General features: G+C 68.2%; 21 protein-coding genes and 1 pseudogene. 12 read left to right on the forward strand and 10 right to left on the reverse strand.

Going from position 1 to position 25,480, the window contains the following annotated elements; genetic code table 11:
• Nucleotides 1–72 precede the first annotated feature (72 nt).
• The 5 genes from OG395_RS17430 to OG395_RS17450 all read left to right on the forward strand — a co-directional run bounded on the left by OG395_RS17430 (nt 73) and on the right by OG395_RS17450 (nt 3,530).
• On the forward strand, nt 73–918 hold the full coding sequence (locus tag OG395_RS17430) for a helix-turn-helix domain-containing protein (protein ID WP_327243783.1): 846 nt from the start codon (nt 73–75) through the stop codon (nt 916–918).
• Nucleotides 902–1,108, forward strand: coding sequence for a DUF397 domain-containing protein (locus OG395_RS17435; RefSeq protein ID WP_327243784.1), 207 nt, complete (start codon nt 902–904; stop codon nt 1,106–1,108). Before OG395_RS17430 ends, OG395_RS17435 begins: the two co-directional genes overlap by 17 nt.
• Nucleotides 1,109–1,161: 53 nt before the next feature.
• The gene (locus OG395_RS17440) at nt 1,162–1,500 is read left to right on the forward strand and encodes a hypothetical protein (RefSeq protein WP_327243785.1); all 339 of its coding nucleotides are present in this window, start codon (nt 1,162–1,164) and stop codon (nt 1,498–1,500) included.
• A gap of 334 nt (nt 1,501–1,834) precedes the next feature.
• On the forward strand, nt 1,835–2,956 hold the full coding sequence (locus tag OG395_RS17445; protein WP_327243786.1) for a hypothetical protein: 1,122 nt from the start codon (nt 1,835–1,837) through the stop codon (nt 2,954–2,956).
• Complete coding sequence (locus tag OG395_RS17450; RefSeq protein WP_327243787.1) at nt 2,913–3,530, forward strand: hypothetical protein; 618 nt, start codon at nt 2,913–2,915, stop codon at nt 3,528–3,530. The genes OG395_RS17445 and OG395_RS17450 overlap by 44 nt, the downstream gene beginning before the upstream one ends.
• Nucleotides 3,531–3,586: 56 nt before the next feature.
• Here the strand turns inward: OG395_RS17450 and acnA are convergent, their stop codons facing one another.
• Together acnA and OG395_RS17460 are read right to left on the reverse strand one after the other, a co-directional pair.
• The gene (acnA, locus tag OG395_RS17455) at nt 3,587–6,301 is read right to left on the reverse strand and encodes an aconitate hydratase AcnA (protein WP_327243788.1); all 2,715 of its coding nucleotides are present in this window, start codon (nt 6,299–6,301) and stop codon (nt 3,587–3,589) included.
• A 248-nt stretch (nt 6,302–6,549) separates the two neighbouring features.
• Nucleotides 6,550–7,371, reverse strand: coding sequence for a COG4705 family protein (locus OG395_RS17460; RefSeq protein ID WP_327243789.1), 822 nt, complete (start codon nt 7,369–7,371; stop codon nt 6,550–6,552).
• A gap of 794 nt (nt 7,372–8,165) precedes the next feature.
• Here OG395_RS17460 and OG395_RS17465 point away from each other — a divergent pair.
• Nucleotides 8,166–9,695, forward strand: a complete 1,530-nt coding sequence (locus OG395_RS17465) for a helix-turn-helix domain-containing protein (protein WP_327243790.1) — start codon at nt 8,166–8,168, stop codon at nt 9,693–9,695.
• 12 nt (nt 9,696–9,707) lie between these two features.
• Here OG395_RS17465 and OG395_RS17470 read toward each other — a convergent pair.
• Nucleotides 9,708–10,481, reverse strand: a pseudogene (locus OG395_RS17470) (tyrosine-type recombinase/integrase); the annotation flags it as partial.
• A 99-nt stretch (nt 10,482–10,580) separates the two neighbouring features.
• Here OG395_RS17470 and OG395_RS17475 point away from each other — a divergent pair.
• Nucleotides 10,581–10,805, forward strand: a complete 225-nt coding sequence (locus OG395_RS17475) for a hypothetical protein (RefSeq protein WP_327243791.1) — start codon at nt 10,581–10,583, stop codon at nt 10,803–10,805.
• Between the two features lie 281 nt (nt 10,806–11,086).
• Here OG395_RS17475 and OG395_RS17480 read toward each other — a convergent pair whose 3' ends face one another.
• The 7 genes from OG395_RS17480 to OG395_RS17510 all read right to left on the reverse strand — a co-directional run bounded on the left by OG395_RS17480 (nt 11,087) and on the right by OG395_RS17510 (nt 18,351).
• Nucleotides 11,087–11,629 carry a DUF4262 domain-containing protein gene (locus OG395_RS17480; protein WP_327243792.1) on the reverse strand — a complete coding sequence of 181 codons (543 nt, stop codon included), beginning with the start codon at nt 11,627–11,629 and terminating at the stop codon, nt 11,087–11,089.
• A gap of 1,064 nt (nt 11,630–12,693) precedes the next feature.
• Nucleotides 12,694–12,948, reverse strand: a complete 255-nt coding sequence (locus OG395_RS17485) for an HNH endonuclease signature motif containing protein (RefSeq protein WP_442818572.1) — start codon at nt 12,946–12,948, stop codon at nt 12,694–12,696.
• Nucleotides 12,949–13,023: 75 nt separating this feature from the next.
• The gene (locus OG395_RS17490) at nt 13,024–13,347 is read right to left on the reverse strand and encodes a hypothetical protein (protein WP_327243793.1); all 324 of its coding nucleotides are present in this window, start codon (nt 13,345–13,347) and stop codon (nt 13,024–13,026) included.
• A 651-nt stretch (nt 13,348–13,998) separates the two neighbouring features.
• Nucleotides 13,999–14,796: a bestrophin-like domain gene (locus tag OG395_RS17495; protein ID WP_327243794.1), complete on the reverse strand. Its 798-nt coding sequence runs from the start codon at nt 14,794–14,796 to the stop codon at nt 13,999–14,001.
• 508 nt (nt 14,797–15,304) lie between these two features.
• Nucleotides 15,305–15,889: a flavoprotein gene (locus OG395_RS17500; protein ID WP_327243795.1), complete on the reverse strand. Its 585-nt coding sequence runs from the start codon at nt 15,887–15,889 to the stop codon at nt 15,305–15,307.
• Between the two features lie 963 nt (nt 15,890–16,852).
• Nucleotides 16,853–17,155, reverse strand: a complete 303-nt coding sequence (locus OG395_RS17505) for a hypothetical protein (protein WP_327243796.1) — start codon at nt 17,153–17,155, stop codon at nt 16,853–16,855.
• Between the two features lie 200 nt (nt 17,156–17,355).
• On the reverse strand, nt 17,356–18,351 hold the full coding sequence (locus OG395_RS17510; protein WP_327249370.1) for a LacI family DNA-binding transcriptional regulator: 996 nt from the start codon (nt 18,349–18,351) through the stop codon (nt 17,356–17,358).
• A 282-nt stretch (nt 18,352–18,633) separates the two neighbouring features.
• Between OG395_RS17510 and OG395_RS17515 the strand changes: the two genes are divergently transcribed.
• The 5 genes from OG395_RS17515 (at nt 18,634) to OG395_RS17535 (ending at nt 25,344) form a co-directional block, all read left to right on the forward strand.
• Entirely contained in the window at nt 18,634–19,560 is a 927-nt protein-coding gene (locus OG395_RS17515) for a carbohydrate ABC transporter permease (RefSeq protein WP_327243797.1), read from the forward strand.
• Nucleotides 19,561–19,562: 2 nt separating this feature from the next.
• A complete protein-coding gene (locus OG395_RS17520; protein ID WP_327243798.1) occupies nt 19,563–20,504 on the forward strand; it encodes a carbohydrate ABC transporter permease in 942 nt (313 codons plus the stop codon).
• Nucleotides 20,505–20,567: 63 nt separating this feature from the next.
• Nucleotides 20,568–21,899: an ABC transporter substrate-binding protein gene (locus OG395_RS17525; RefSeq protein ID WP_327243799.1), complete on the forward strand. Its 1,332-nt coding sequence runs from the start codon at nt 20,568–20,570 to the stop codon at nt 21,897–21,899.
• A gap of 74 nt (nt 21,900–21,973) precedes the next feature.
• Complete coding sequence (locus OG395_RS17530; protein ID WP_327243800.1) at nt 21,974–24,061, forward strand: beta-galactosidase; 2,088 nt, start codon at nt 21,974–21,976, stop codon at nt 24,059–24,061.
• 80 nt (nt 24,062–24,141) lie between these two features.
• Nucleotides 24,142–25,344, forward strand: coding sequence for an MFS transporter (locus OG395_RS17535; RefSeq protein ID WP_327243801.1), 1,203 nt, complete (start codon nt 24,142–24,144; stop codon nt 25,342–25,344).
• The last annotated feature ends 136 nt before the right edge of the window (nt 25,345–25,480 follow it).

Genomic DNA, 25,480 nt, shown 5'->3' on the forward strand with positions numbered 1-25,480 from the left:
GCCGTCCACGATGGGGTGGCCGGCACGTCGTTTCCGAGTCCGGCGACCTGGTGTCCGGCTACATTCCGCCACATGCCGCAACCCAAGGAACTGGACCCGTACACCAATCCGCGAGCCTTCTACGGCTGCGAGTTACGCCGCCTGCGCGAAGCCGCCGGGCTGTCCCAGGAGCAACTGGGCGAGCAGGTGTTCTGCTCGGGCTCCTACATCGGGCAGTTCGAGTCGGCGAATCGGCGGCCGCAGATCGACATGTCCCGCGTCTTCGACCAGCTTTTCGGTAGCGGGGAGCATCTGGAACGGTTGTGCCGGCTGGCGCGCAAGTCCAAGGTGGCAAGCTACTTCGCCGATGCTGCGGAGCTCCAGGAGCGTGCCAGGTCGATCGAGGAGTATTCGTCCTTGGTGGTGCCGGGACTTCTGCAGACCGAGGCGTACGCACGGGCTCTGACTCAGGCCGCTCAGCCGTTCACCACGCCGTCCGTCATCGAGGGGCACGTCAGGACCCGAATGGACCGGGCACAGCTGCTCGATTCCCCAACGGCTCCCATCCTGTGGGTCATTGTCCACGAGGCCGCTCTTCGCGTACTGGTGGGCGGAGGCGCCGTCATGGCTGAACAACTCACGCACCTCGCTGAGCAGAACCGGTCACGCACGCGCATCGTCGCTCAGGTGCTTCCGTTCTCCGCCGGGGCGCCCCCGTTCCTGGATACCTCGGTCACACTGATGCACTTCACCGATGCTCCACCTGCCGTGTACACCGAAGGCGCCTACGGCGGCCAACTCATCGAGGAATCAGCGGTGGTGGACCAGTTCCGTTCCGCATACGATCTGGCCAGGGCTGCCGCGCTGTCGCCGGAGGCATCCCTGGCCCTGATCGAATCGGCGGCGAAGGACTATACGACCGATGACTACCGCAGCTGATCTGACCACGGCAACCTGGCGTAAGTCCTCCTACAGCAATGGGGACGGCGGCAACTGCGTGGAGGTGGCCGACGACGCTCCGGACCTCGTCCCCGTGCGCGACAGCAAGATCACGAACAGCCCGGTGCTCGTCTTCCGCGCGGCCGGCTGGATGTCCTTCATCAAGGGCGTCAAGAGCCGTGCGTTCTGAAGCAGTTCAGTAGGCACATCTGAGGTTCGGCCGGTCGCCACACGGTCGTCTCCGTGATCGCGCGGGCCACCACCCGGATCCGTACGCCACCGGCCACCGGTCGTCTGCCGGCCGATCCGCGCCACCACCCGCGGCGCGAGCACCCGCAGCACGCCGGAGCCGCCGCCGGGGCGCTCACCACGGCGCAGCAGGTGGGCGGGGCGCTCGAGGCCGGCGTCGTCGGCATCGTCTACTACGGCAGCCTCGCCGCCGGTGTGCCGACCGCCTTCCGGCACGGGCTGATCTACCTGGTCCTGGTGGCCCTGGCGCTCGCCGGTCTCGTACAGCTGCCGCCCCGGACCGCCGCGAGGACGAAGGCCGCACCCCTCGGACGGGAAGGAGCCCACGCATGAACCGCGGGCACCGCCCGCTTCGCGCCGTCGCGCACGGGGCACGGCCGTACGGAGCCGGCGGCGCGGCTCGCCGAGGCCCATGAGCGGTGGTGGACCGAGCCGGGGGTGCACATCTTCCGGTCGGTGCCGCGCGGTGATCACATCGCTGAAACCTCACCGTCGTCCGATCGACAAATCACCCTGTTACGGTCGCTCGTATGCGGCCGCCGTTGCCCGCCCCGACAGCCCCGGATCTGTGTCCGGCCGGTGTACGAGGAGGTCAGCCGTGCGTGTCCCGGCTCGTAGAGGTGTCAGGTCCGGCCGACGGCCCGCACCCGCCTGGCTCACCCACGTCGTGAGCCGGCGTGCGGCCCCTGTCCCGCGGACCGCGATGGTGCGCGGCGCGCTCGGCGCGGGGCCGCTGCTCGGTGCCGGTATCGCCACGGGACATCCGGGGCCGGGAGTCCTCGCGGCACTCGGGGCGATGCTCGCCGGGGTCAACGACCGCCCGGGGACCCGGCGCAAGGGGATGGTGGGCATCGGGTTGCCCGCCGTGGCCGGATCGCTCGGGCTGCTCGTCGGGGCCCTGGTTGCCGACGGTGCCGGGCGCTGGGCCGCGGTGCCCGTGCTCTTCCTGGTCGGGTGGGTCTCCGGTGCGCTGAGCGCGGTGGGTGCGCTGTGGTCGGCGGCGGCCCTCCAGATGCTGGTCACCACCACGATCGGCATGGGGATGCCGATGCCGGGGCCTGCCTGGTTCAAGGCCCTCTGCTTCCTCTCCGGCGCGATCTGGCTGCTGCTGTTGCGGCTGGTCCTGCGGGCTCCCGGGCACGGCGGGCCCGCACGGTCGAGCGGCGAGCACGAGGCGGTCGCCGCCGTCTTCGACGCCCTGGCGGACGCGCTCCACGCGCTCGGCGGACCGCATGCTGCCGCTGCGCGTCGCAGGCTGGTCGCCGCGCAGCAGCAGGCGGACGAGGCGCTGCGTCTGATGCGGCTGCTGCCCTGGCCCGGCCGGGGCGGCGCCGCGGGCCATCCACTCGCCGAACGTTTCGGCGCGGCGGTCGCGCTGTGCGAAGCGAGCATCGCGCTGCTGTGGGAGGGGCGGGCCGTCCCCTGCGAGGTCGCCGACGGACCCCGTCGGCTGGCCGCCGCCGTGCGGACCGGCGGTCCTGCGGGGCTGTTGCCGAGCCCGGTGTCGGACTCGGTCGAGCGGGCGGCGTTCGATTGTGCGCTGCTGGAGGCCGCCGTCGTCTTCGACCGTACGCTGCACGGCGCTGCCGCCCCGGGTACGCGGAACACCGCCGCGCCGTCCCGGTCCTGGCGGAGCATGCTCTCGCCGGCGGGGCGGGCTCGGCGCTCCGGCCACGGTGGCGCTGGTCGTCGTGGGCGCCGCGCTGGTCCCGTTCTCCGTCCGGCACTTCGGTCTGCAGACCGCCGTGATCACGGTGCTGGTGCTCTCCTTCGTCCGCACGGCAGGTGACACGGAGGCCGCGCCCGCCCGGCTGCTGGAGACCTCGCTGGCCTGCGCCATCGTGCTGCTCGTCGGGCACCTTCCCCGGCTGGCCGATCCCAGAGTGCGGGTGGGGCACCGATACGCGGTCACCCTGCGCTGCACGGAGCGGTATCTGCACCATGTGCTGGCCGGACCGGGAGGGGCGCACGCCCCGCGCAGGTCGGGCGCAGAGGGTCTGGCCCTGCGGAACGCCGCGTACCGCGCGCTCGCCGAGGCACGGGCGGCGGCCGAGACGGCGGCGGCCGAACTGCCGGGCCCGTACGGCAGGAAGAAGCGCGACTGGGCGGCCGTGACGGCCTCCGCCGAACTCATCGTCGACGCGGCGACCGTGTGTGCGCTGCGGGTCGAGCACGGCGTGCCCCGGCCGTCGCCCGCCGAGGTGGAGCAGGTGACGCGTGCGCTGTCGGCGACGGCCGACGCGCTGGAGGACGGTCATGGCACGGCGCGACCCGCGCCGGGTGCGGGGCCGCGCAACTGCCGCTCGCTGCGGGACGTCATGACGCAGCTGCACGGCATTCACACGCTCACCACCGCCGCGTGACACCGAAGGGCCGCACCCCGTCACCGGGATGCGGCCCTTCCTGCTGCTGCCGGACCCTACTTGCGGATCAGGCTGCGGAGCACGTACTGCATGATGCCGCCGTTGCGGTAGTAGTCCGCCTCACCGGGGGTGTCGATGCGGACGACCGCGTCGAACTCCACACCGGTGTCGGTGGAGACCTTCACCGTGCGCGGCGTGGTGCCGTTGTTCAGCTCGGTCACGCCGGTGAAGGAGAAGGTCTCCTCGCCGGTGAGGCCGAGGGCCTCGGCGGCCGCGCCCTCCGGGAACTGGAGCGGGAGGACGCCCATGCCGATGAGGTTCGAGCGGTGGATGCGCTCGTACGACTCGGCGATGACGGCCTTGACGCCGAGGAGCGCGGTGCCCTTGGCGGCCCAGTCGCGGGACGAGCCGGAGCCGTACTCCTTGCCCGCCAGGATGACCAGCGGGGTGCCGGCGGCCTGGTAGTTCTGCGAGGCGTCGTAGATGAACGACACCGGCGCATCTGCCTGGGTGAAGTCGCGGGTGTAGCCACCCTCGGTGCCCGGGGCGATCTGGTTGCGCAGGCGGATGTTCGCGAACGTGCCGCGAATCATGACCTCGTGGTTACCGCGGCGCGAGCCGTACGAGTTGAAGTCGCGGCGCTCGACGCCGTGCTCCGTCAGGTACGTGCCGGCCGGGGTGTCGGCCTTGATCGCACCGGCCGGGGAGATGTGGTCGGTGGTGACCGAGTCGCCCAGCTTCGCCAGCACGCGGGCGCCGGTGATGTCGGAGACCGGGGTGGTCTCCATCGTCATGCCCTCGAAGTAAGGGGGCTTGCGCACGTAGGTGGACTGCGGGTCCCACTCGAAGGTGTTGCCGGTCGGGATCGGTAGCGCCTGCCACTGGGCGTCGCCCGCGAAGACGTCCTTGTAGGACTTGTTGAACATGTCCTCGCCGATGGAGTTGGCGACGACGTCGTTGACCTCGGCCTCGGTGGGCCAGATGTCCGCGAGGTAGACCGGCTTGCCGTCCTGGTCGATGCCCAGGGCGTCCTTGGTGATGTCGACCTTCATCGAACCGGCGATGGCGTACGCGACGACCAGCGGCGGGGACGCCAGGTAGTTCATCTTGACGTCGGGGTTGATCCGGCCCTCGAAGTTACGGTTGCCGGAGAGCACCGAGGTCACGGCCAGATCGTGCTCGTTGACCGCCTTGGAGACCTCCTCCGGCAGCGGGCCGGAGTTGCCGATGCAGGTGGTGCAGCCGTAGCCGACGAGGTTGAAGCCGACCTTGTCGAGGTACGGGGTCAGGCCCGCCTTGTCGAAGTAGTCGGTGACGACCTTGGAGCCCGGGGCGAGGGTGGTCTTGACCCACGGCTTGCGGGTCAGGCCCTTCTCGACCGCCTTCTTGGCCACGAGCGCCGCGGCGACCATGACGTACGGGTTCGAGGTGTTGGTGCAGGACGTGATCGCGGCGACGGTGACGGCGCCGTGGTCGATCTCGTACGTCGTTCCGTCGGGGGCCGTGACCGTGGTCGGACGCGACGGCACACCGTTGGAGGAGGCCGGCGAGTCGGAGGCCGGGAAGGACTCCTTGCCGGACTCCTCGTCCTCGGAGACGTAGTTGCGGACGTCCTGCGCGAACTGCTGCGAGGCGTTGGCGAGGACGATGCGGTCCTGCGGGCGCTTCGGGCCGGCGATGGAGGGGACGACCGTGGCGAGGTCGAGCTCCAGCTTCTCGGAGAAGTCCGGCTCCGCGGCCGGGTCGAGCCAGAGGCCCTGCTCCTTGGCGTACGCCTCGACGAGCGCGACCTGCTGCTCGTCACGGCCGGTCAGGCGCAGGTACTTCAGCGTCTCGTCGTCGATCGGGAAGATCGCGGCGGTGGAGCCGAACTCCGGCGACATGTTGCCGATGGTGGCGCGGTTCGCGAGGGAGGTGGCGGCGACGCCCTCACCGTAGAACTCGACGAACTTGCCGACGACGCCGTGCTTGCGGAGCATCTCGGTGATGGTCAGCACGAGGTCGGTGGCGGTGGTGCCGGGCTTCAGCTCGCCGGTCAGCTTGAAGCCGACGACGCGCGGGATGAGCATGGAGACCGGCTGGCCGAGCATCGCGGCCTCGGCCTCGATGCCGCCGACGCCCCAGCCCAGCACACCGAGGCCGTTGACCATGGTGGTGTGCGAGTCGGTGCCGACGAGGGTGTCGGGGTACGCCTGGCCACCCCGGACCATGACCGTACGGGCCAGGTGCTCGATGTTGACCTGGTGGACGATGCCGGTGCCCGGGGGGACGACCTTGAACTCGTCGAAGGCGGTCTGGCCCCAGCGCAGGAACTGGTAGCGCTCCTTGTTGCGGCCGTACTCCAGCTCGACGTTCTGCGCGAACGCGTCGTTGGTGCCGAACTTGTCCGCGATGACGGAGTGGTCGATGACCAGCTCGGCCGGCGCGAGGGGGTTGATCTTCGCCGGGTCGCCGCCGAGCTCCTTCACGGCCTCACGCATGGTGGCGAGGTCCACGACACACGGAACACCGGTGAAGTCCTGCATGATCACGCGGGCCGGCGTGAACTGGATCTCCTGGCTGGGCTGGGCCTGGGAGTCCCAGCCACCCAGCGCCCGGATGTGGTCGGCGGTGATGTTCGCGCCGTCCTCGGTGCGGAGCAGGTTCTCCAGCAGCACTTTCAGGCTGTAAGGGAGGCGCGCGGAGCCCTCGACCTTGTCCAGCTTGAAGATCTCGTACGACTCGTCGCCCACGCGCAGCGTGCTGCGGGCGTCGAAGCTGTTCGCCGACACGACAGTCTCCTTCATCAATGTGCGCGTACCACCGCGCCGCGCCTCATTACGGCGGGCGCCGCGTGGTGCCGCCTACGGCTCCTCGACCATCCGCTAAGGTAAGGCTTAGTTAGGTAACCCTTACCGTTCGGTGGCTACGGTGCACCTTCGGCAGATATCTCGATGTCGAGATAACTCTAGTACATCACCGCTGAACGGTCATGCCCGGCTGCCCGTACGATGCCGCCCGACCCGGCTCCCGGCCGCACTCAGGAGTCCTCGGCCAGGACCTCGTCGCGTGGCACGGCGCCCCTCCGCTCCTTCACACGGGCATGGGCCACGAGGCCGAAGAGGAGCGCGAGGAGCGCGAGCGACGAGCCCATCGTCCCGAGGTCGAGACCCCCCTTGGCGACAGGCTTGGTGAGGAAATCGCCGACAGTGGCCCCGAGCGGGCGCGTGAGCACGAACGCGATCCAGAACAGCAGGACGTTCGGCACGACAGGCACCCGCATGAGCGCGAGAAGCACCGTGAGCAGCCCGGTCACGAGAAGCGCGCCACCCGCATAGCCGAGTCCGGAGCTGTCGGACAGGAAATCACCCATGGAAGTGCCGAGCGTGTTCGAGACGAGAATCGCCGACCAGAAGAGAGCCTCGCCGCGGAAAGTGACGATGTCGCGGATGGAGAACGTCAGCCCGGTGAATTTCCAGATGACGAAGACGGCAATCAGGAGCGAGATCAGGATCGCGGCTCCTGTGGGGTACCCCAGCCCCAGGCCTTGCGGCCCCCAGCCCAGCGACGTGGTCCCGCCGGAAAGGTATGTGGCGCTGGCGTCACGGTTCATGAAGTCGGACATCGTGGTGCCGGCCATGCTGGTGGACAGGATGACGGTCCAGTAGAAGAAGGGGTTGTAGTGGGTGGACCTCAGCTGCACGACCAGCGTGACAACGAAGACCAGGAACAGCGCGACCGTGGTGAGGAAGTAGCCGAGTCCGAGGGTCTGGGCGAACAGGTCGCCGGCCGTCTCGCCGAGCGTCGTCGCGGCGATCTTCATGATCCAGAAGGCCAGGGTGACCTCCGGCAGTTTCTTCATCACAGAGTGATCGATGCCGGCGTTCACGTCGGTAAGCAATTCAGACTTTTCCAATGTCAATCACTCCTGGTCGGCCGATCGGCGCCTCGCTCTCCCGGAGTGAGCACCTTCCACGTCGCGGATGAGTGGACCTCACAGTGTTGCGGGCGCAAGGCATCCCATTACTCGGTGGCGCTGCGTGTCCGCAGATATTTATTACTTCTTTGAATACGGAGACGAGCGTGCCGCCTTCGGCTCATTCGAGGACGCGGTGGCGGTCTTTGTTTTCGGCGCCATGGAAGCCGATCGTTCCCGCCCGGCACATGACCCGGGCGCCGGGCCGCGGCGCCGACGCCCGCGGGGCGGGAAGCAGGACGCCGGACAGACTGCGCCCGACCGCTGTCGCACCAGGGCGCCACGACGCAGTCGCGCGCCACAGCGTCGGCGATCCCGCTGCCGCGGCGGACGAGATGGCGGACACGGACGCTCGCCCCGCCGGGGCGCACCGACTCGGCGAGACCCGCCGCGCCACGGCAGGATCGCGCTGTCCGCGGTGTGACACCCGCACGGATGCGCGGCGCGCTCCGGTGCCACCCGCACGGACGCACCCCGCGTGCCGGACCGCCGCACCGGGTGGACGATGGGAACGGCCGGCAGGTACCGGAATCGGAGACGGGGCCGGCGTGGCCACCGTCATCGCCCACCTCCCCCACCATCCCCCACCCTTCCCCTCCTCACCTGCTCTCACCACACCCGTCACCCGAATGCCACACCCCCATCCGATCTTCATCTCATATCTGAGATAACCTGGCGCCATGTCAGACGACTACCTCGTACGCATCGGCAAGCTCATACGTGACGCGCGTCAGCACCGGGGCTGGACTCAGAGTCAGCTCGCGGAGGCGCTCGCCACCAGCCAGAGCGCCGTGAACCGCATCGAGCGCGGCAATCAGAACATCAGCCTTGAGATGATTGCCCGTATCGGTGAAGCACTCGACAGTGAGATCGTGTCGCTCGGCTACGCCGGGCCGATGCATCTGCGGGTCGTCGGCGGGCGTCGGCTCTCCGGCTCGATCGATGTCAAAACCAGCAAGAACGCCTGCGTGGCACTGCTCTGCGGCTCGCTGCTCAACAAGGGCCGTACGGTGCTGCGCCGGGTCGCCCGGATCGAAGAGGTCTACCGTCTCCTCGAAGTGCTGAACTCCATCGGTGTGCGCACCCGATGGATCAACGACGGCACCGATCTGGAGATCGTCCCGCCGGCCCGGCTCGACATGGCCGCCATCGACGCGGACGCCGCCCGGCGGACCCGGTCCATCATCATGTTCCTCGGCCCGTTGCTGCATCGCATGGACCAGTTCAAGCTGCCGTACGCGGGCGGCTGCGACCTCGGCACCCGGACCGTCGAGCCGCACATGATCGCGCTGCGCCGGTTCGGCCTGGAGATAGCCGCGACCGAGGGTCTCTACCACGCCCGGATAGACCACTCGGTGACCCCGGACAGGCCCATCGTGCTGACCGAGCGCGGCGACACGGTGACGGAGAACGCGCTGCTGGCCGCCGCCCGCCACGACGGCACGACCGTCATCCGCAACGCCTCGTCCAACTACATGGTCCAGGACCTGTGCTTCTTCCTGGAGGCGCTGGGCGTACGGGTCGACGGCGTCGGTACGACGACGCTGACCGTGCACGGTGTCCCGCACATAGATGTGGATGTCGACTACTCCCCCTCCGAGGACCCGGTCGAGGCGATGAGCCTGCTCGCCGCCGCCGTGGTGACGGAGTCCGAGCTGACGATCCGCCGGGTACCGATCGAGTTCCTGGAGATCGAGCTCGCGGTGCTGGAGGAGATGGGCGTCGACTGCGACCGCACGACGGAGTACCCGGCGGACAACGGCCGTACCCGGCTGGTCGATCTGACGGTCCGGCCCTCCAAGCTGGAGGCCCCGATCGACAAGATCCACCCGATGCCGTTCCCCGGTCTCAACATCGACAACGTGCCGTTCTTCGCGGCTATCGCCGCCTCGGCGCAGGGCAAGACGCTCATCCACGACTGGGTCTACGACAACCGCGCGATCTACCTGACGGACCTCAACCGCCTGGGCGGCCGGCTCCAGCTCCTGGACCCGCACCGGGTCCTGGTCGAGGGCCCCACCCGGTGGCGCGCGGCCGAGATGATGTGCCCGCCGGCGCTGCGGCCCGCCGTGGTCGTACTGCTCGCGATGATGGCGGCCGAGGGGACCTCCGTACTGCGCAATGTGTATGTGATCAACCGCGGTTACGAGGAGCTGGCGGAACGGCTCAACTCGGTGGGCGCGCAGATCGAGATCTTCCGCGACATTTGATTCAGCCGCAGGTCAGGATGCCTTTCCTTCCTCCTGGGCCGCCTGTGGGCCGTCGTCGGTGTCTCCGCCCTCGCGGAAAACGCTGTCGACGGCCTGCCTCGCTCGCGCCTGGCTGTTCGGCATGAGGTGGGTGTAGGTCCGCAGGGTGAAGCCCGGATCGCCGTGGCCAAGGTACTCCGACAGAGCCTTGACGTTCTCCCCCGCGTCCAGCAGTACGGAAGCGTAGAAGTGCCGTAGCGCGTGCATCCCGTGCTCGCGCGACTCCGCGAACCGCTGCCCCGGCTTGCGCGCCGGGATGACACCGGCGGCAACCAGCGCCGGCTTCCAGACGCGCATGTTGAAGTAGTTCCGGTTCACCGGCTTCCGCTCCCGCGAGTAAAAGAGCAGCGGCGCCGTGACCGGCGGCCCGTGCGGCGCCTTCCACGGCAACGTGACCGTGAGCGGCGGTCGCTGAGTGATGTGCTCCGCGACAGCGAACGCCACGGAGTCCGGCAGCGGAACATCGCGGAGCTTTCCGCCCTTGGGCGGAGCGAACACCAGCTGCGCCTCGACCAACTTCACCTGCCGCACGACGTGCACCACTCCTGCAAGGAAGTCGACTTCGTCGACCGCCAGCCCGAGAATCTCGCCCTGTCGCGGACCACACCCAGCGCCAATGTCCACCACCTTGCGATAGGGCGCCGACAGCGCTTCGCGCACCACGAAAACACGCTCCTGCGGCCACGGCTTGAGCTTCCTCGCGTCCGCCCGAGGTGGCCGAACCGAATGCGCACGGCAAGGATTCTGGGGGTCGGCTGGGAGCGTCTGAGGGTTTCACGTCGGAGCACGACCTGCGAGCATGTACGTCCTCGGTCTCCGACAGGAGACTGACCGTGGAGGAGGCCCATGAAGCGGCGGCTTGCCCAGCTCGGTGTCATCTTTCTGGGCATCGAGGCGTGGGTGGCCCTTCGCGACACGACCTCAGTTGCTTCGTTGGTGATCGGCTGCGTGGCCGTCGCAATACTGGCTTGTTGCTTCGCTCTCCGTGTCTGGAGAGAGATCCAGGCCATCAAGGACGACAACAGGCAGGCCCGGGACCGGCGGGAAGCGCGCAGGTGCGAGCAACAGTAGGTGATTCGCTGACCGGCCTGCGACGATCGTGTCAAGCTCACACTCCACAGTTGACATCAACGTCTGACACCAACAGGCGTGGACAGCAGCGGTCAGCGGCGGACCTGGATAGACCACCAGCCCGGGGGCTTCTGCCAGTTGGCCGGCGTTGACAGACCCCCGTGATCGACCTGATAAAGATGAGCACCAACCGCAAAGCCTGCGTGCCGTCGTGCCCCACCCGTGCCCGATAGCCCGGCAACCCACGGTGACTCGCGCAGACGATGGAGAGTCCACCGACCTCACGTGATTGCAGCCCACGGACCGGTGGTCTCGTCTTTTGGAATCCAGAGCAGTGGTTGCCCCGTGCGGCAGCGCTCATCCACTCCCTCTTCCCAGGGGAACCGGCCTGCTTTGTCCGGCCAGAACAGCTGCGTGATGGGCAGTGGCGGGGTTTGGTAGAAGTCGATGCCCGCACCGAAGAAGTCGTGGTACCAGCTGGGATGGACGGGTCGGACGGCCACGTCGTAGCCGTTGAGTACGTCTCCCCGGCGCTGGTCGGGTTGGAGAGGGTCGCCATCCCGTATCGCTGCCCCAGCAGCGTTCGCCACGCGCATCGCAGTCTGCGATGGCAGGCCGAACACGCTTACCTCGGGACTACGGAGTGTGTGCCAAAGACCGATGGAGTAGCCCCAATCGCCGGGGGCATCACCGCCGGCCACGCCCATGACGTGCCAGCCGAAGTCCGCAACGTTCTTGGCTACGCGGCTGTCGCGTTCCTCCGACACGGGGCCGCCCCACTCTGTCGGAGCGCAGAGGAGGCAGAAACAAAGGGCGTCGCTCATCCGAGGAGAGTAGACCGGCTCTTCGCGGGGTCGTCTTCCAGGGCAGGCGTACAGCAGCTGAGTACAGCAACCCCCGCAGCCGACCCCTACCCGCAGCGTGCCTCCAAGGCCATGAGGAGTCCGGAATGGCTGTCGCTGGCCGATCCACATAGAGCTACGGATCAGAAGGTGGCCGTGCCCCTCCCATGTCCGATAAGACCGGGAACTCACGGGGGATCGCGGTCACCACCAGGCGCCGCGCATGACGAAGGCCCCTGACCGATGTTGCTGGTCCGGGGGCCTTCAACGTGCGCGGTGGGTGTGGGGTTTGAACCCACGGTGACTCGCCCCACGACGGATTTCAAGATTGCGGACAGCTGGGGCTCCACGCCGGGTCTTCGCCCTCCTCTCTCAGTTCTAAGCTGACCAACAGGGTTTGGAGGTACGGAGGGGGAACCGTGTCAACGTCATTCGCGATAATGCTTCTGCCGCTGATTGTGATCGTCGGTGGGCTCTGCCTCACAGGCATCGTTCTTGGCATCCATGCCCTGCTACTTGGGCGCCTGGCGGGATGGGTCCGACAACCCAGACTTTGGGGGGCGGTGCGGTGCTCGTCGCCTGTCTCGGGTTCGGCAGCGCGACCCTGTTCGTGATCGGGCTCGGGTTGGTCGCCCTGGGCCACACCGTTAAGCCCGCGCCCTGATCGCGCCCACGTCCGTGCCACACGCATGCCAGGTTGGGCGGGGAACCACGGGGAATCACGGGCGACCACGCATCGACGTAGAGCCCACTGCAGCTGCTCCGCCGCAGGTCAGCGACCAATTATCCCTAGATCACCCGAGCTTCCCAAGCTCAGAGTGTGGGCTACCTGCCAGCGCCCTGCGACGCCGGGCCCAGAACGTGATCGACTTGGACTGGCCAGTCGTGGGCCATGTGTGGGCCAGGCGAGACGCCCGGGGTGCTGCCTCGGGCGTAAGCGCAGGTCAGTGCATCGTCAGTTACTCCCGCTGCCCGGTCTTGAAACCCGTTCCCGTCGTGCACAGCCTCCTCGCACGACCTTAAGACAGGGGCCTCTTGCTTAGGCGCTAGCTGAGCTTCGCCGCGTGGAGGCGGCGTGCTGTAGCTGCGAGGAGGTGTCGGAGCTTTTCCCTGTTCTCGCCGTAGGTCTTGAGAGCGTGGCAGTTCGGGCACAGAGCGATCATGTTCCATGGGGCGTCGGGCCCGCCCTTGGCCAGGTCTTTGACGTGGTCGACCTGCAGGATTGGCAGGCCGACGCTAGCTCCCAGGGCGAGCCCCTCGACCCCGGTTTCCAAGCGGAACTGGGGTCTTCTCGCGCCCACTGCTAGACGCTAGTGCGCAGCTCAACCCCATGATTCGCTACTAGCAAGGGCAATCCTGCGCCTTGCACGCTCTAACTAGCCCTGCTGCTGTTGCTGCCAGCCGCCCTGCTGCTGTTGCTGCCCATCGAAGAAGCACGGCAGGCCGCCCTGCTGTTGCTGCTGGCCGCCCTGCTGCTGTTGCTGCCCATCGAAGAAGCACGGCAGGCCGCCCTGCTGCTGTTGCTGCTGACCCGGGAAACGCGGTTGGTCGATGGTCGTGGGCGCTGCCTTCGCGGGGGCCGATGCCGCCACAGCGGCTGGGGGTGAGGCGCTGGCCGTTTCCGCGGCGAAACCTGCTGGGAACGCCAGAGAAGCGATGAGGAGTGGGCTGAGCCGGACGAGGTACCGCTTGCCACGCATGACTTTCTCCCTTCGACTACCGGAGCGAAAGACAGGCGCTCGTTCACAAACGGTGTTTCAGCACCTCGTAGGGCCGAACGCCGCTCCCAGCAGGAGCTTCACACTCGGCAGAGCGCGCATCAAAAAACCGGCCGTCCTAGGAGTGGAGGTCTCCAATAACAACCATCCACAATAGTCGCCGTGAGGAAGATCGGCTACCGGCAATCTTCGTGACAATCATCGGGGAAGCCGACGAAAAACGGGCTCTCGCCGTGGATCGAAACTACTGACGGCAGAGCGATAGGCGGATGATGCGCACCTGGGAGAAATCGGGGAGAAGATCTTCTCCCCGCATCTTCCGCCCGCAGTGCCACACCAACTCATGCCAACGCGTTGACCTGGGCCGATGTGTGGCATGCCAGGTGCAGTTCTCGCTCGGACCTTATTCGGGGCGAAGGGGGCGTGGGTTCAAATCCCGCGGCGTTCCCGGGGCCCCTTCCCCCAGGTGTGCCCCAGGAGCATCTAGTGGCTCGGCTCGGATGGTTAACCCGAATTGATCCGCCATCCGTTGCCCGCCAGGCTGCCTCCAAGGGTCGATCTTGGAGATCGTCGTGGGGCGTCGTCCGGGCCGCGAACAAGCTTCGCCGTCGGCGCACTGATCCCGCCCACCGCCTAAGACCCGCCTTCGAAGAAGCCGGACTTCAGGTCCCCGATGATGACGTCGAGTGGATGCCCACTCACGGTGAGCGGTCCACTCCAGGGCGCGGTGAGTGCGAAGAGCAACGCCAGGCTCAGCCCGACCACACTCGCAACGCCCAGAACGAGCAGTGACGTTCGCAGGCTGCTGCGGAAGGTGAGTGCGCCGGCGTTCACGATCAAGGCCAGTCCGCCGACCACAAGCGTGACAACGTAGAGCGCGGGTACGTCGCGCGAGGCAGCCGCAACGCGTGCGCGACGACTATTGGTGACGCTGTCCAGGGAAACCAGCAGCTCCGTGCTCGCCGGGGTTCCCAGCTCAGGCCGGGCCGCCTCGGCACGCACGCTCCGCTCCAGCCGTGCGATCGCGTGAGCGGTGGCCGGGTCGTCACCGGACGCCGCTGCCGCGCCCTCCCATTCCCTGACACGCGTGGCCTGCAGGTAGTCCAGCAGTGCCGAATGGATCGGCTCCGACTGGACTCGCGGACTTGTCGCCGACCACGCCAGGCGGGAGGCTGCGGCCGCCTCGTCGCTCACCAACTGCTCTGCTGCGCGCAGGTAGCTGGCCTCGCTGGCCAGCGAGAGTGCCGCAAAGATCGCGAAGGCGGCGCCGAGTGTAGGCATCAGGGGCATGGCAATCTGGGGCACCCGATCCTGTTCCCCGACCGGTACGAGCGCCCGGACGCCGACCCGCGCCACGGCCGCGACCAGTAGGGCAAGGAAGAGCCAGCCAACAACCAATACCACCGTCGGCAGCGAGGCCAACCAGTTCACCACATCACCTACAGCGCGTTCCCGCGAGCGTCACACGGCGGCGCCCCACGACCTGGACCTTCAACGAACGCTCCATGATCACAGGTCGAAGACCTCCGATGCCCGCGACGCACGGCACCGGCACCTCGCTTCGTTGGCCAATCAGCCGAGTACGGCCCAGTGCGACGCTGTTCGGCCGCCTTGCGATGCACCGCACCGGACGCCTTTTGTTATCCGCCCAAGGTTGCGAGACGCGCTGTTAGCCCGGCCTCTGCCGCCTGTCGAATGCGTGCCGAAGGCCGGTCGACGAGACGCCAAGCACGGGAAGAGGAGCAGGTCAGCAGGGGTATGACACCCAACCCACCAAGCGCCTTCTAAGCGCTTGGCCTCATCGATCAGCAAGTTGTGGTGACTGCAGTGTCTGACGGCAACGTCAGCGCACTCGATCGCTCCTGAGCGGCTCTTGGGCCACTCACCGTGCTGTGTCATCGGTTTGGCGCCCAGGCGGGCCGTTCAGTTGGTAGAACTCCTAAAGCGGGTGTCGAGCAGCCCTGGCCGTCACGTGCTGGATGGACTCCATGATCGCGGCCCAGGGCAGCTGTCGAACCGCCGGCCCTTCGCGGGGTACATAGAGCGGCCAGACGTCAGGACCGTGGATGAGCTCTACGTCCGCCTTCCGTAGGGCCGCGACATGCCCGTCCCACGCTGGGTGCCGTACGTGTGCTTCGTTGACCCGCGGGAACACCACGACGGGAACGTCGATCGTGCCGAGCGCCTCGCTCACTTGCGTCAGTGCTTGGTTGTCGGCGATGCCCATCGCGAGCTTGGCAACGAAGTTCGCGCTTGCGGGGGCGACGACGTAGCAGTTGGCGACCGGGTGTGGGCGAGCCTCGGTCGGTAGGCGAGGCGTATCCCGGACTGGCAGGCCAGTTACGGCTTCCAGCCGGTCCAGTTCACCGTTCGCCCGCAGCCATTGGCCGGCATTCGGGGTCAGGGTCACGGCTACCTGCCAGCCGAGGGCGATCGCCGGCTCGACCAGGCCGGTGCGTAGTTGCTCGACTCCATCGGCTGCCGTGCCCACGACTCCCAGCACTCCGCGACTGCCTGCACTCACGGTTCCACCACCCCGCATCGGTCCGTCCCCTCGGCCAGCAGTACAGCAGAGAAGTACCGCAACCACAGCGACTATCAGCAACCGCTGTTGGCCCCGAGAGCCCACGTGGAGAGGTCGGTAGCCCTTAGTGACCGTCGTGCCGATAGTTCGGCCTGCCCGCGGCATGGCTCCTCGCCTACGCGCTGAACCTCGAAGCCGTAGGCATCTGGCTCGGCCTGCTCACCGGCCTCGCCACCACCGCCATCCTGCTCCTGCGCCGCTACTCCGCCTCCCTCACCGCACGAGCCGACGACCGGACATCCGTCGCCGCAGCCTGAATCGGACCGACACCTACCTCATGGCAAAGGACACAGGGAGGACCGAAGCGAGTGGCCGAACACCCGCAGGGCGAGTGGGGCCACCACGACGCGTGGGCGCGCTCCTTCGTGGCGGCCCTCGTCGCACCCCGCGAGACTCGACCACACCCTCGTCTCGATCTTCACCGGATGGCCGTGCTCTCCGAGGAGAACGCCCTGTGGCGGGCCGACGCCATCCCCCACGACCTGTGCCATGTGGGACGGGTGGCCGCTGTGGCCCGGAACCGCTTGCCGGACGCGCGCCGGCTTCTGCCGCCGACGACCGCCTGGCGTCGGCGGTCTCCCGATGGCTGTCACTCTTCGAGGCGCCCATGGATCGCAACGGGGAAGGCAGCAGCTCTGCGACGTTGCGCACCCGGTGTGCCGGTCGCTCTCCCGGGCACCCGAAGTAGCAACGGGCACACGAAGCGAATGCGCCCCCGGGGCTCTCTGGGACTTTGCGCCGGGACCAGGCTGTTCCCGGTGACGTCGACGGCTTCGCTCTGAACGTGTTCCTTGGTCGGTTCGGCCGGTCCCCCTGGGACAGCTGTGGAAGGTCCTGGACTTCCCCGGCGGCGACCTCACGTCCATGACATCCACTCGACTTCGGATGCAGCCATGGATGAGGTCAGGTCAGGCTTGGCAAGAAGCCGCCGCGGGTGGTGCCCGAGCCCAACAGGCGGGCCCAATCGAGCACTTCGGGCAGCCGGTCCAGGGAAAGGACGATCACACCGCCGACTTGCTCGGCATCCGCGCACCAGTCGGCCATGTCACCCGGCCCGGAGCTTCCTTCAGTCCCGTCGAACACGGGCGCGGCAAGGGCGGGAACGACGAGTCCGTGCTCCCCGGGTCCGTCCACGACACACAGGGTGAGCTTGGGAACGATGGTCCATCCCTCGCACCGGGGCACCACCCCGTCGGGTGCGGTCAAGAATGGCAGGACGTCGTGGATGGGCGCGTCAGCAAGCAGGAGCACGGGGGTGGCACCCCGAACGAACAACGTTTTCTCAGGGCTCAGAAGCATCGGAACACTCTCGCAGGTCATGGGGCTGTCGCCTGCCCCGACCCCTCGCGTACCGGCTTGGCGCCCGGAGGACCGTCCGGTTGGCACCAAGTCGGCGGCAGAATGCGTCAGCCGGCCGGCGCCGGGGGCTTCGCCGTGCTCCGGCGGATCACCAGTCTGGTCGGAACCAACGTCGTGCCCCGCTCCTCCGCGTCCGATCCGATCTGCCGCAGTGCGCCCTCGACACAGCGTCTGCCCACCTCGGCGAAGTCCTGATGCACCGTCGTCAACGGTGGTACGAACGAGCCGGAGTCCGGAATGTCGTCGAACCCGACGACGCTGACCTGGTCGGGTACGGTCCGTCCGGACTCGTGCAGCGCCCGCAACACCCCCAGCGCCATCTGGTCGTTGGCCGCGAAGATCGCCGTGCAGTGCGGCTCCTGGGCGAGACGGAGTCCGGCCCGGTAGCCCGACTCCGCCGACCAGTCACCGCGCAGCGGTGCCGGTACGTCCCGGCCGGCCTCCTGAAGCGTGGCCCGCCACGCGTCGGTCCGGCGCTGCGCGGCGAACGACTCCTCGGGGCCCGCCAGATGCCAGACCGTTTCATGGCCGAGGTCGAGCAGATGCCGCACCGCATCCCGGGCGCCGCCGGCCTGATCGGTGTCGACGACGCTGTAGCGGTCCCCGGCGTCCGAGTCCGCCACCACCACTCCGACGTTGGGCGGCAGTGACACGGTGGCCGCGTCGAGCAGATGAACCTCCATGATCACGATGATGGCGTCCACCGCCAGCTCGCCGAGGCGCGTGAAGGCTCCGCGGACCTCGTCCTGGGTGGGGATCGCCACGGGGAGAAGGGTGGTGGCGTAGCCGTGCTGGGCCGCCGAGGTCGCGATGGCTTCGAGGGTACGCACGTTGCCTGTGGTGGAGAGCGAGAACGTGATGATGCCGATGGTGCGGAACTCGCCCCGTTTCAGGGCGCGGGCGGCGCTGTTCGGCCGGTAGCCGAGCTCCTTCATCGCGGCGAGGACCTGCCGCCGCGTGGTGTCGACGACGCCGGGGTGCCCGTTGGAGACCCGGGAGACGGTCTGCGAGGACACACCGGCCCGCCGGGCGACGTCGGCCATGGACACCCGCCGCCGCCGTGCCCCGTCGGCCGGGCCCGACGCCGCCGCCCGGTCGCCCGTGCCTGCGCTGCCGATCATCTGGTCCACCCGTGGCCTCACGTTTCGTCTTCGGCGGGTCAAGTGACATCGACGTAAATCTTGACGCCCTCCGAGAGGAGTGTAAGCATCTCACCGCACGATGTTTACGTAAACATCTCACATCGCCCCCGCCTCTCGCCCTGGCACATCTGCGCTCATTTCCGCCTGATTCCAGGCCCCCGGTACGACCAGCGAGGAAACCGCATGACGACGCTGTCACCGCCTGCCACGGCGGGCCGCCCAGCCCCGCCGCCCCGGGGGCTCCACCGCAGGCGAGCATGGGTCGGCTGGGGTTTCGTCGGACCGTTCGTCGCGGTCTTCGCCCTGGTGTTCCTGGCGCCGATCGCGTACTCGGTCTACCTGAGCCTCTTCCGCGCCCAGCTCGTCGGCGGCACCTCGTTCGTCGGCCTGGACAACTACAGCCGCGCGATGCAGGACCCGCAGTTCTGGTCGGCCCTCGGCCGGGTGAGCCTCTTCCTGCTGATTCAGGTGCCGGTCATGCTGGGACTCGCGCTGCTCGTCGCCCTGGCCGTGGACAGCGGCCGGCTGCACGGCAGGAACTTCTTCCGTGTCGCGATCTTCCTCCCGTACGCCGTGCCCGCCGTGGTCGCCTCCCTGATGTGGGCGTTCATGTACGGCACGCGCTTCGGGCTGGTCGGCAACATCAATGACACGTTCGGTGTCTCGCTGCCCGACCCGCTCTCCCCCGGTCTGATCCTCGCCTCCATCGGCAACATCGTGACCTGGGAATTCATGGGCTACAACATGCTGATCTTCTACGCCGCGCTGCGGGTGATCCCGCATTCGCTGTACGAGGCCGCGGAGATCGACGGCGCCGGACAGCTCCGGATCATCACCGCGATCAAGCTTCCCGCCATCCGTGGCGCCCTGGTCGTCGCCACCATTTTCTCGATCATCGGCAGCTTCCAGCTGTTCAACGAGCCGAGCATCCTGCAGAACCTGGCGCCCAACGCGATCACCACGTACTTCACGCCCAACTTCTACACCTACTCGCTGGCCTTCTCCGGCCAGCAGCACAACTACGCGGCCACGGTGGCGATTCTCATGGGCATCTTCACCATGATCATCGCCTACGCCGTGCAACTGCGCGGCATGCGAAAGGAAGCGTGACGATGGGAGCCTCCGCACCGACCGCCGCCCCTCCGTCGGAGGGCCTCCGCCCGCGCCGGGCCTCGGCGTTGCGCACGCCGCACGCGAAGTCCACGGACAGTCGGCCCCGGCGCAGCCTCCTGCTCACCGTGCTCACCGGCCTGATGCTGGTCTACGCACTGGTGCCGCTCATCTGGCTCGCCATCAATGCCACCAAGACCCAGCAGGGACTGCTCCATTCGTTCGGCCTGTGGTTCGACGACGATTTCGCGCTGTGGAGCAATATCGGCGACACCTTGACGTACGACGACGGCGTCTTCGTCCGGTGGCTGCTGAACACACTGCTCTACGTGGTGGCGGGCGCGGGCGGAGCGACGTTCCTCGCCGTGCTCGGCGGCTACGCACTCGCCAAGTTCGACTTCCCGGGCAAGCGTGCGATCTTCGCCGTGGTCATCGGTGCGGTGGCGGTCCCCGGCACTGCGCTGGCCGTCCCGACATTCCTGATGTTCAGTCAGATGGGGCTGACCAATACGCCCTGGGCCGTGATCATCCCCTCGCTGATCTCCCCGTTCGGCCTCTATCTCATGTGGGTCTTCGCCGCCGACGCGATCCCCGTGGAGCTGCTGGAGGCTGCGCGCATCGACGGTGCGAGCGAGCTGCGCACCTTCTTCACCGTGAGCCTCCCCCTGCTCGCCCCGGGCATCGTCACGGTGCTGCTGTTCACCATGGTCGCCACCTGGAACAACTACTTCCTGCCGCTGATCATGATCAAGGATCCGGACTGGTACCCGCTCACGCTGGGCCTGAGCTCCTGGAACGACCAGGCGTCCACCGCGGGCGGTGAACCCGTCTTCAACCTCGTGATCACCGGATCGCTCCTCACCATCGTCCCGCTGATCGCCGCATTCCTGCTTCTCCAGCGGCACTGGCAGTCGGGACTGGCCGCCGGAAGCGTCAAGGAGTGAACCGCACCACCGACTTCCCTCTCGTTCCCGGCTGTTCACCGACAACGAAGTGAGACAACACAGATGATCAAGAAAGCACGCCGTACCGCGAGAGCCGCTGGAGTGGCCTGCGTGCTCACGCTCGCACTCGGTCTGACGGCCTGCGGTTCCTCCGACTCCGGCACCGACGGCGCGGGCGACCCGCAGGCAGCGCTCGAAAAGGGCGGCACGATCACGGTCTGGGCGTGGGAGCCCACCCTGAAGCAGGTGGCCAAGGACTTCGAGGCCGAGCACCCCAAGGTCAAGGTCAAGCTGGTCAACGCGGGTACCGGCGACGACCAGTACAAAGCGCTCCAGAACGCGATCTCGGCCGGCTCCGGCGTGCCCGACGTCGCCCAGATCGAGTACTACGCGCTGGGTCAGTTCTCGCTGGCCAAGTCCCTCACCGACCTGTCCGGTCGCGGCGCGGGCAAGCTGGCGAACAGCTACTCGCCCGGCCCGTGGAACGCGGTCGAGGACGGCGGCAAGGTCTACGCGCTGCCGATGGACTCCGGCCCGATGGCGCTCTTCTACAACAAGGAGGTCTTCGACAAGCACCACATCAAGGTGCCGGCCACATGGGACGAGTACGTCGAAGCGGCCCGGAAGCTGCACAAGGCCGATCCGCACGCCTACATCGCCAACGACACCGGCGACGCCGGTTTCACCACCAGCCTGATCTGGCAGGCCGGCGGACGCCCCTACGGTGTCAAGGGCACGGACGTGTCCATCGACTTCTCCGACGCGGGGACCACCACCTACACCAAGACCTGGCAGAAGCTCCTCGACGACGATCTGCTGGCACCGGTCAGCAGCTGGAGCGACGAGTGGTACAAGGGCCTGTCGGACGGCACCATCGCCACCCTTGCCACCGGCGCCTGGATGCCGGCCAACCTGGTGTCTGGTGCGCCCGACGCCGCCGGGTCCTGGCGGGCCGCTCCGCTGCCCCAGTGGAAGGCTGGTGACCCGGCGAGCGCCGAGAACGGCGGCAGCTCGCTGGCCATTCCCGAGAAGAGCGGCAAGAAGGACCTCGCGTACGCCTTCCTTGAGTACGCCGACGCGGGTGCCGGTGTGAAGTCCCGCATCAAGAACGGCGCGTTCCCGGCCACCACGGCCGACCTCAAGTCCAAGGAGTTCCTGGACGCCGAGTTCGACTACTTCGGCGGGCAGCAGGCCAACAAGGTCTTCGCCGATTCGGCGGCCAATGTCGCGGACGACTGGTCGTACCTGCCGTTCCAGGCGTACACGAACTCCATCTTCAACGACAAGGTGGGCAAGGCGTATTCCTCGGGCACCCGGCTGGCCGACGGGCTCACCCAGTGGCAGGACGCCTCCCGCGCATACGGCACCGAACAGGGCTTCAACGTCGGCAAGTGACGTCGGCCGCACCGGCGGCGGGTGGCGGCCGAGCTGCCACCCGCCGCCCGCCCCCCATCCTCACAAGGAGCACGATGACCCCCGCCCCCTCGCCCCGCTGGCTGCGCTGGCCGGCCGGCACCCCCACACAGCGGTTCGCGTACGGCGCCGACTACAACCCGGAACAGTGGCCGCGCGAGGTGTGGCACGAAGACATCCGGCTGATGCGCGACGCGGGTGTCAACATCGTGTCGCTGGCCATCTTCTCCTGGGCCCGCATCCAACCGGGCCCGGACGTATGGGACTTCGAGTGGCTCGACGAGATCATGGACCTGCTGCACACGGGCGGCATAGCCGTTGACCTGGCCACCGCGACCGCTTCTCCACCGCCGTGGCTGACCACGCTGCACCCGGAGATCCTGCCGGTCAGCGAGGTCGGCGAGACCGTCTGGCCAGGTGCCCGCCAGCACTGGCGGCCCACGTCGCCGGTGTTCCGGGAGTACGCGCTGAAGATGGCCGCCGCCATGGCCGAGCGCTACGCCGGCCATCCCGCACTGGCGGCCTGGCACATCTCCAACGAACTTGGCTGCCACAACATCTACGACTACTCCGACGACGCGGCCCGCGCCTTCAGGACCTGGCTGACCGCGCGGTACGGCACCCTCGATGCGCTCAACTTCGCCTGGGGTACGTCGTTCTGGTCCCAGCGCTACTCCGACTGGGACCAGATACTGCCGCCCCGGCTGGCCGCCTCGCACCCCAACCCGACCCAGCAGATCGACTTCAAACGGTTCTCCTCCGACGCCCTCAAGGACTATCTGCGGGCCGAACGCGACCTGCTGTCCCGGATCACCCCGGACGTGCCGGTGACCACCAACTTCATGGTGATGGGCGAAACCAAGGGCATGCACTACGCCGACTGGGCCGCCGAGGTGGACTTCGTCTCCAACGACCACTACCTCCACCCGGGGCCGCAGGGCCTGGACGAACTGTCCTTCTCCGCCAACCTCACCGGCAACATCGCGGGCGGACACCCGTGGTTCCTGATGGAGCACTCCACCAGCGCCGTCAACTGGCAGGACGTCAACACCGCCAAGCGGGACGGTGCACTGGCCCGCGACTCGCTGCTCCATGTGGCCCACGGAGCGGACGCGGTCTGCTTCTTCCAGTGGCGCCAGTCGGCAGCGGGCGCCGAGAAGTACCACTCGGCCATGGTTCCGCACGCCGGGGCCGACAGCGACGTGTTCCGTGCCGCGGCCGGCCTCGGCAGCCTGCTGGGCGAACTGCGCGAGGTCGTCGGGTCGTCGCGGCTGCCCGCCCGCGCCGCGATCCTCTTCGACTGGGAGTCGTGGTGGGGCGCCGAGCTGGACTCCCACCCGACTTCCCGGCTGCGCTACCGGCAGGAGGCACTCGACTGGTACTCGGCGTTCCTCGGCCTCGGGGTGCGGGCCGACGTCATCCACCGGGGCGCCGCGCTCGACGGTTACGATCTGGTGGTCGCACCGACCCTCTACATGGTGCCGCGCACCCTCGCCAAGGAGCTGACGAGCTACGTCGAGGGCGGTGGTCACCTGGTGACCACCTACTTCTCGGGTGTCGTCGACGAGAACGACCACGTCTGGCTGGGGGGTTACCCGGGCGCGCTGCGCGAGCTGCTCGGCATCAGGATCGAGGAGTTCGCGCCGCTGCCCAACGGACAGAGCGTCGCGCTCGACAACGGCTGTGCCGGAACGCTGTGGACCGACCGGATCACCGTCACCGACCCGGCCGTCGAGGTGCTGTCCTCCTACCGCACGGGTGACCTGGCCGGCCGGCCCGCCCTCACCCGGCGCCGCGTGGGCCGGGGCTCGGCCACCCATGTGTCCACCCGGCTGGGCGTGGAGGGCCTTCCGGACGTCCTGTCGCATCTGCTCGGGGAAGCGGATGTGTCCAGCGAACTGCCGGAAGCGGTACGGGGCCGGGTCGAGCTGGTGGTCCGCGGCTCCGGCACCGCCGCGTACTGGTTCCTGGTCAACCGCACGGACGAGCCGGTGGAACTGAACGCGCTGTCAGGCGAGTTGCTCGCCGGAACGGCCGGCGGCCCTGCCCCTGGGCCGGTGGCGCGAGTCGTTCTGGAACCCCGCGGCGTGGTCGTCGTACGCAAACCCGGCAGCGCCCCTGTCGCGGAGAGGGAACTCCCGTGACCCGCCACGGATAACGAGCCCGGAGAACGCGGGAGCCGCACCGCCCGGACCCTGTGCAACGCCGCACCGTGGGAGTCGACATGGCCGACCGCACAGCACGACAACGCAGCCCGGCCGGATCGAAGGCCGCCGATACACCGGTCTTCAGCGGCGTCGCCGTGGTGGCGTCCTGCGTGGGCTTCGTCCTCATCGGTGCGCTCCAGGCCCTTTACGGGCCCGCCATCCCGGCGTTGCGCGAGAGATTCGACCTCACCCCGTCGGCTGCCGGGCTCGCCCTGAGCGCACACTTCGTGGGTGGAGTGACCGGCGCCCTGCTGTTCGGGTCTTTGAACGGGCGGATCGGCAACCGCCGGACCCTCGGCGGCTCGTATCTGCTGATGGCCATCGGCGCCGCGGGTTTCGCGATGGCGCCGGACTGGCCGGTGGCGCTCGCCATGGCGCTGCTGGCCGGTCTCGGCTTCGGTGGGGTCGACTACGGGCTCAACCAGCTCTTCGCGACCGGCTTCGGCCGCCGCTCCACCGCCATGCTGAACATCCTCAACGCCCATTTCGGTGTGGGTGCCGTCCTCGGCCCCGCGGTGATCGGCGCGGTGGGATCCGAGCGCTACGCGGCCGTCTTCCTCGGCTTCGCGCTCGTCGCACTGCCGCTGCTGCTGTGCCTGGGTGGTGTGCGGGACACCGGCGCACCGGAGACGGATGGCCACGCACCACCGGTGTCCACCGGTGCCCGGATCCGCAACCGCAGCCTGGGCACCGTACTCGCCGCCTTTGTGGTGTTGTACGTCCTTCATGTCGGCATCGAGGCGGGCGTCGGCGGCTGGGAGCCCACCCATCTGGAGACGGTCGGCTTCGGCGCGGGGGCCGCGGCCACCGCCACGTCCGTCTACTGGCTGATGATGACGGCCGGCCGATTCCTGGTGGCACCGCTCGCACTGCGCTTCTCCGCACCTTCCCTCATCGCTGTGTCCTGCGCAGGCATGACGGTCTGCCTGTTGCTGTCCTGGACACCGGAGTTCGCCCCGTACGCATACGCGGGCGTCGGCCTGTTCATCGCCCCGATCTTCCCGACCGGTCTGCCCTGGCTGAACAGGGCGGCGCCGCAGGCCCGTCGAGCCGGGGCACTGGTGATCGCCGCCTCGATGGCGGGCGGTGTCGCCGCGGGCCCGGTGCTCGGCATGACCATCGAATGGTCGGGGATCCGCACGGTGCCGCTGCTGCTCGGCGCCGCCTCCGCGCTCTGCCTGCTGGCGACTCTCTGGCTGGCCCGCGTCACTCGGCAGTAGTCCGCGAAGGAAGCGGCCGGGGGCGGAGCCTCGACGCCGCGACGGGTTTCAGCATCCGCCATTCGGGTGAAGGTGCGTGGGCTCTGCGTGTACGGAGACCGGGCCGCACGCCTCCCCGTATCAGATAGCGGCAATG

The organism is Streptomyces sp. NBC_01320 (assembly GCF_035974375.1).
GTDB lineage: Bacteria > Actinomycetota > Actinomycetes > Streptomycetales > Streptomycetaceae > Streptomyces > Streptomyces yanii.

What these genes read in the sequence shown, in the direction of transcription:
- OG395_RS17460 (WP_327243789.1), bottom strand. Translation starts at nt 7,371, where the DNA reads ATGAAGAAACTGCCGGAGGTCACCCTGGCCTTCTGGATCATGAAGATC.
- OG395_RS17465 (WP_327243790.1), top strand. Translation starts at nt 8,166, where the DNA reads ATGTCAGACGACTACCTCGTACGCATCGGCAAGCTCATACGTGACGCG.
- OG395_RS17475 (WP_327243791.1), top strand. Translation starts at nt 10,581, where the DNA reads ATGAAGCGGCGGCTTGCCCAGCTCGGTGTCATCTTTCTGGGCATCGAG.
- OG395_RS17480 (WP_327243792.1), bottom strand. Translation starts at nt 11,629, where the DNA reads ATGAGCGACGCCCTTTGTTTCTGCCTCCTCTGCGCTCCGACAGAGTGG.
- OG395_RS17515 (WP_327243797.1), top strand. Translation starts at nt 18,634, where the DNA reads ATGACGACGCTGTCACCGCCTGCCACGGCGGGCCGCCCAGCCCCGCCG.
- OG395_RS17430 (WP_327243783.1), top strand. Translation starts at nt 73, where the DNA reads ATGCCGCAACCCAAGGAACTGGACCCGTACACCAATCCGCGAGCCTTC.
- OG395_RS17530 (WP_327243800.1), top strand. Translation starts at nt 21,974, where the DNA reads ATGACCCCCGCCCCCTCGCCCCGCTGGCTGCGCTGGCCGGCCGGCACC.
- OG395_RS17510 (WP_327249370.1), bottom strand. Translation starts at nt 18,351, where the DNA reads ATGGCCGACGTCGCCCGGCGGGCCGGTGTGTCCTCGCAGACCGTCTCC.
- OG395_RS17435 (WP_327243784.1), top strand. Translation starts at nt 902, where the DNA reads ATGACTACCGCAGCTGATCTGACCACGGCAACCTGGCGTAAGTCCTCC.
- OG395_RS17490 (WP_327243793.1), bottom strand. Translation starts at nt 13,347, where the DNA reads ATGCGTGGCAAGCGGTACCTCGTCCGGCTCAGCCCACTCCTCATCGCT.
- OG395_RS17525 (WP_327243799.1), top strand. Translation starts at nt 20,568, where the DNA reads ATGATCAAGAAAGCACGCCGTACCGCGAGAGCCGCTGGAGTGGCCTGC.
- OG395_RS17535 (WP_327243801.1), top strand. Translation starts at nt 24,142, where the DNA reads ATGGCCGACCGCACAGCACGACAACGCAGCCCGGCCGGATCGAAGGCC.
- OG395_RS17520 (WP_327243798.1), top strand. Translation starts at nt 19,563, where the DNA reads ATGGGAGCCTCCGCACCGACCGCCGCCCCTCCGTCGGAGGGCCTCCGC.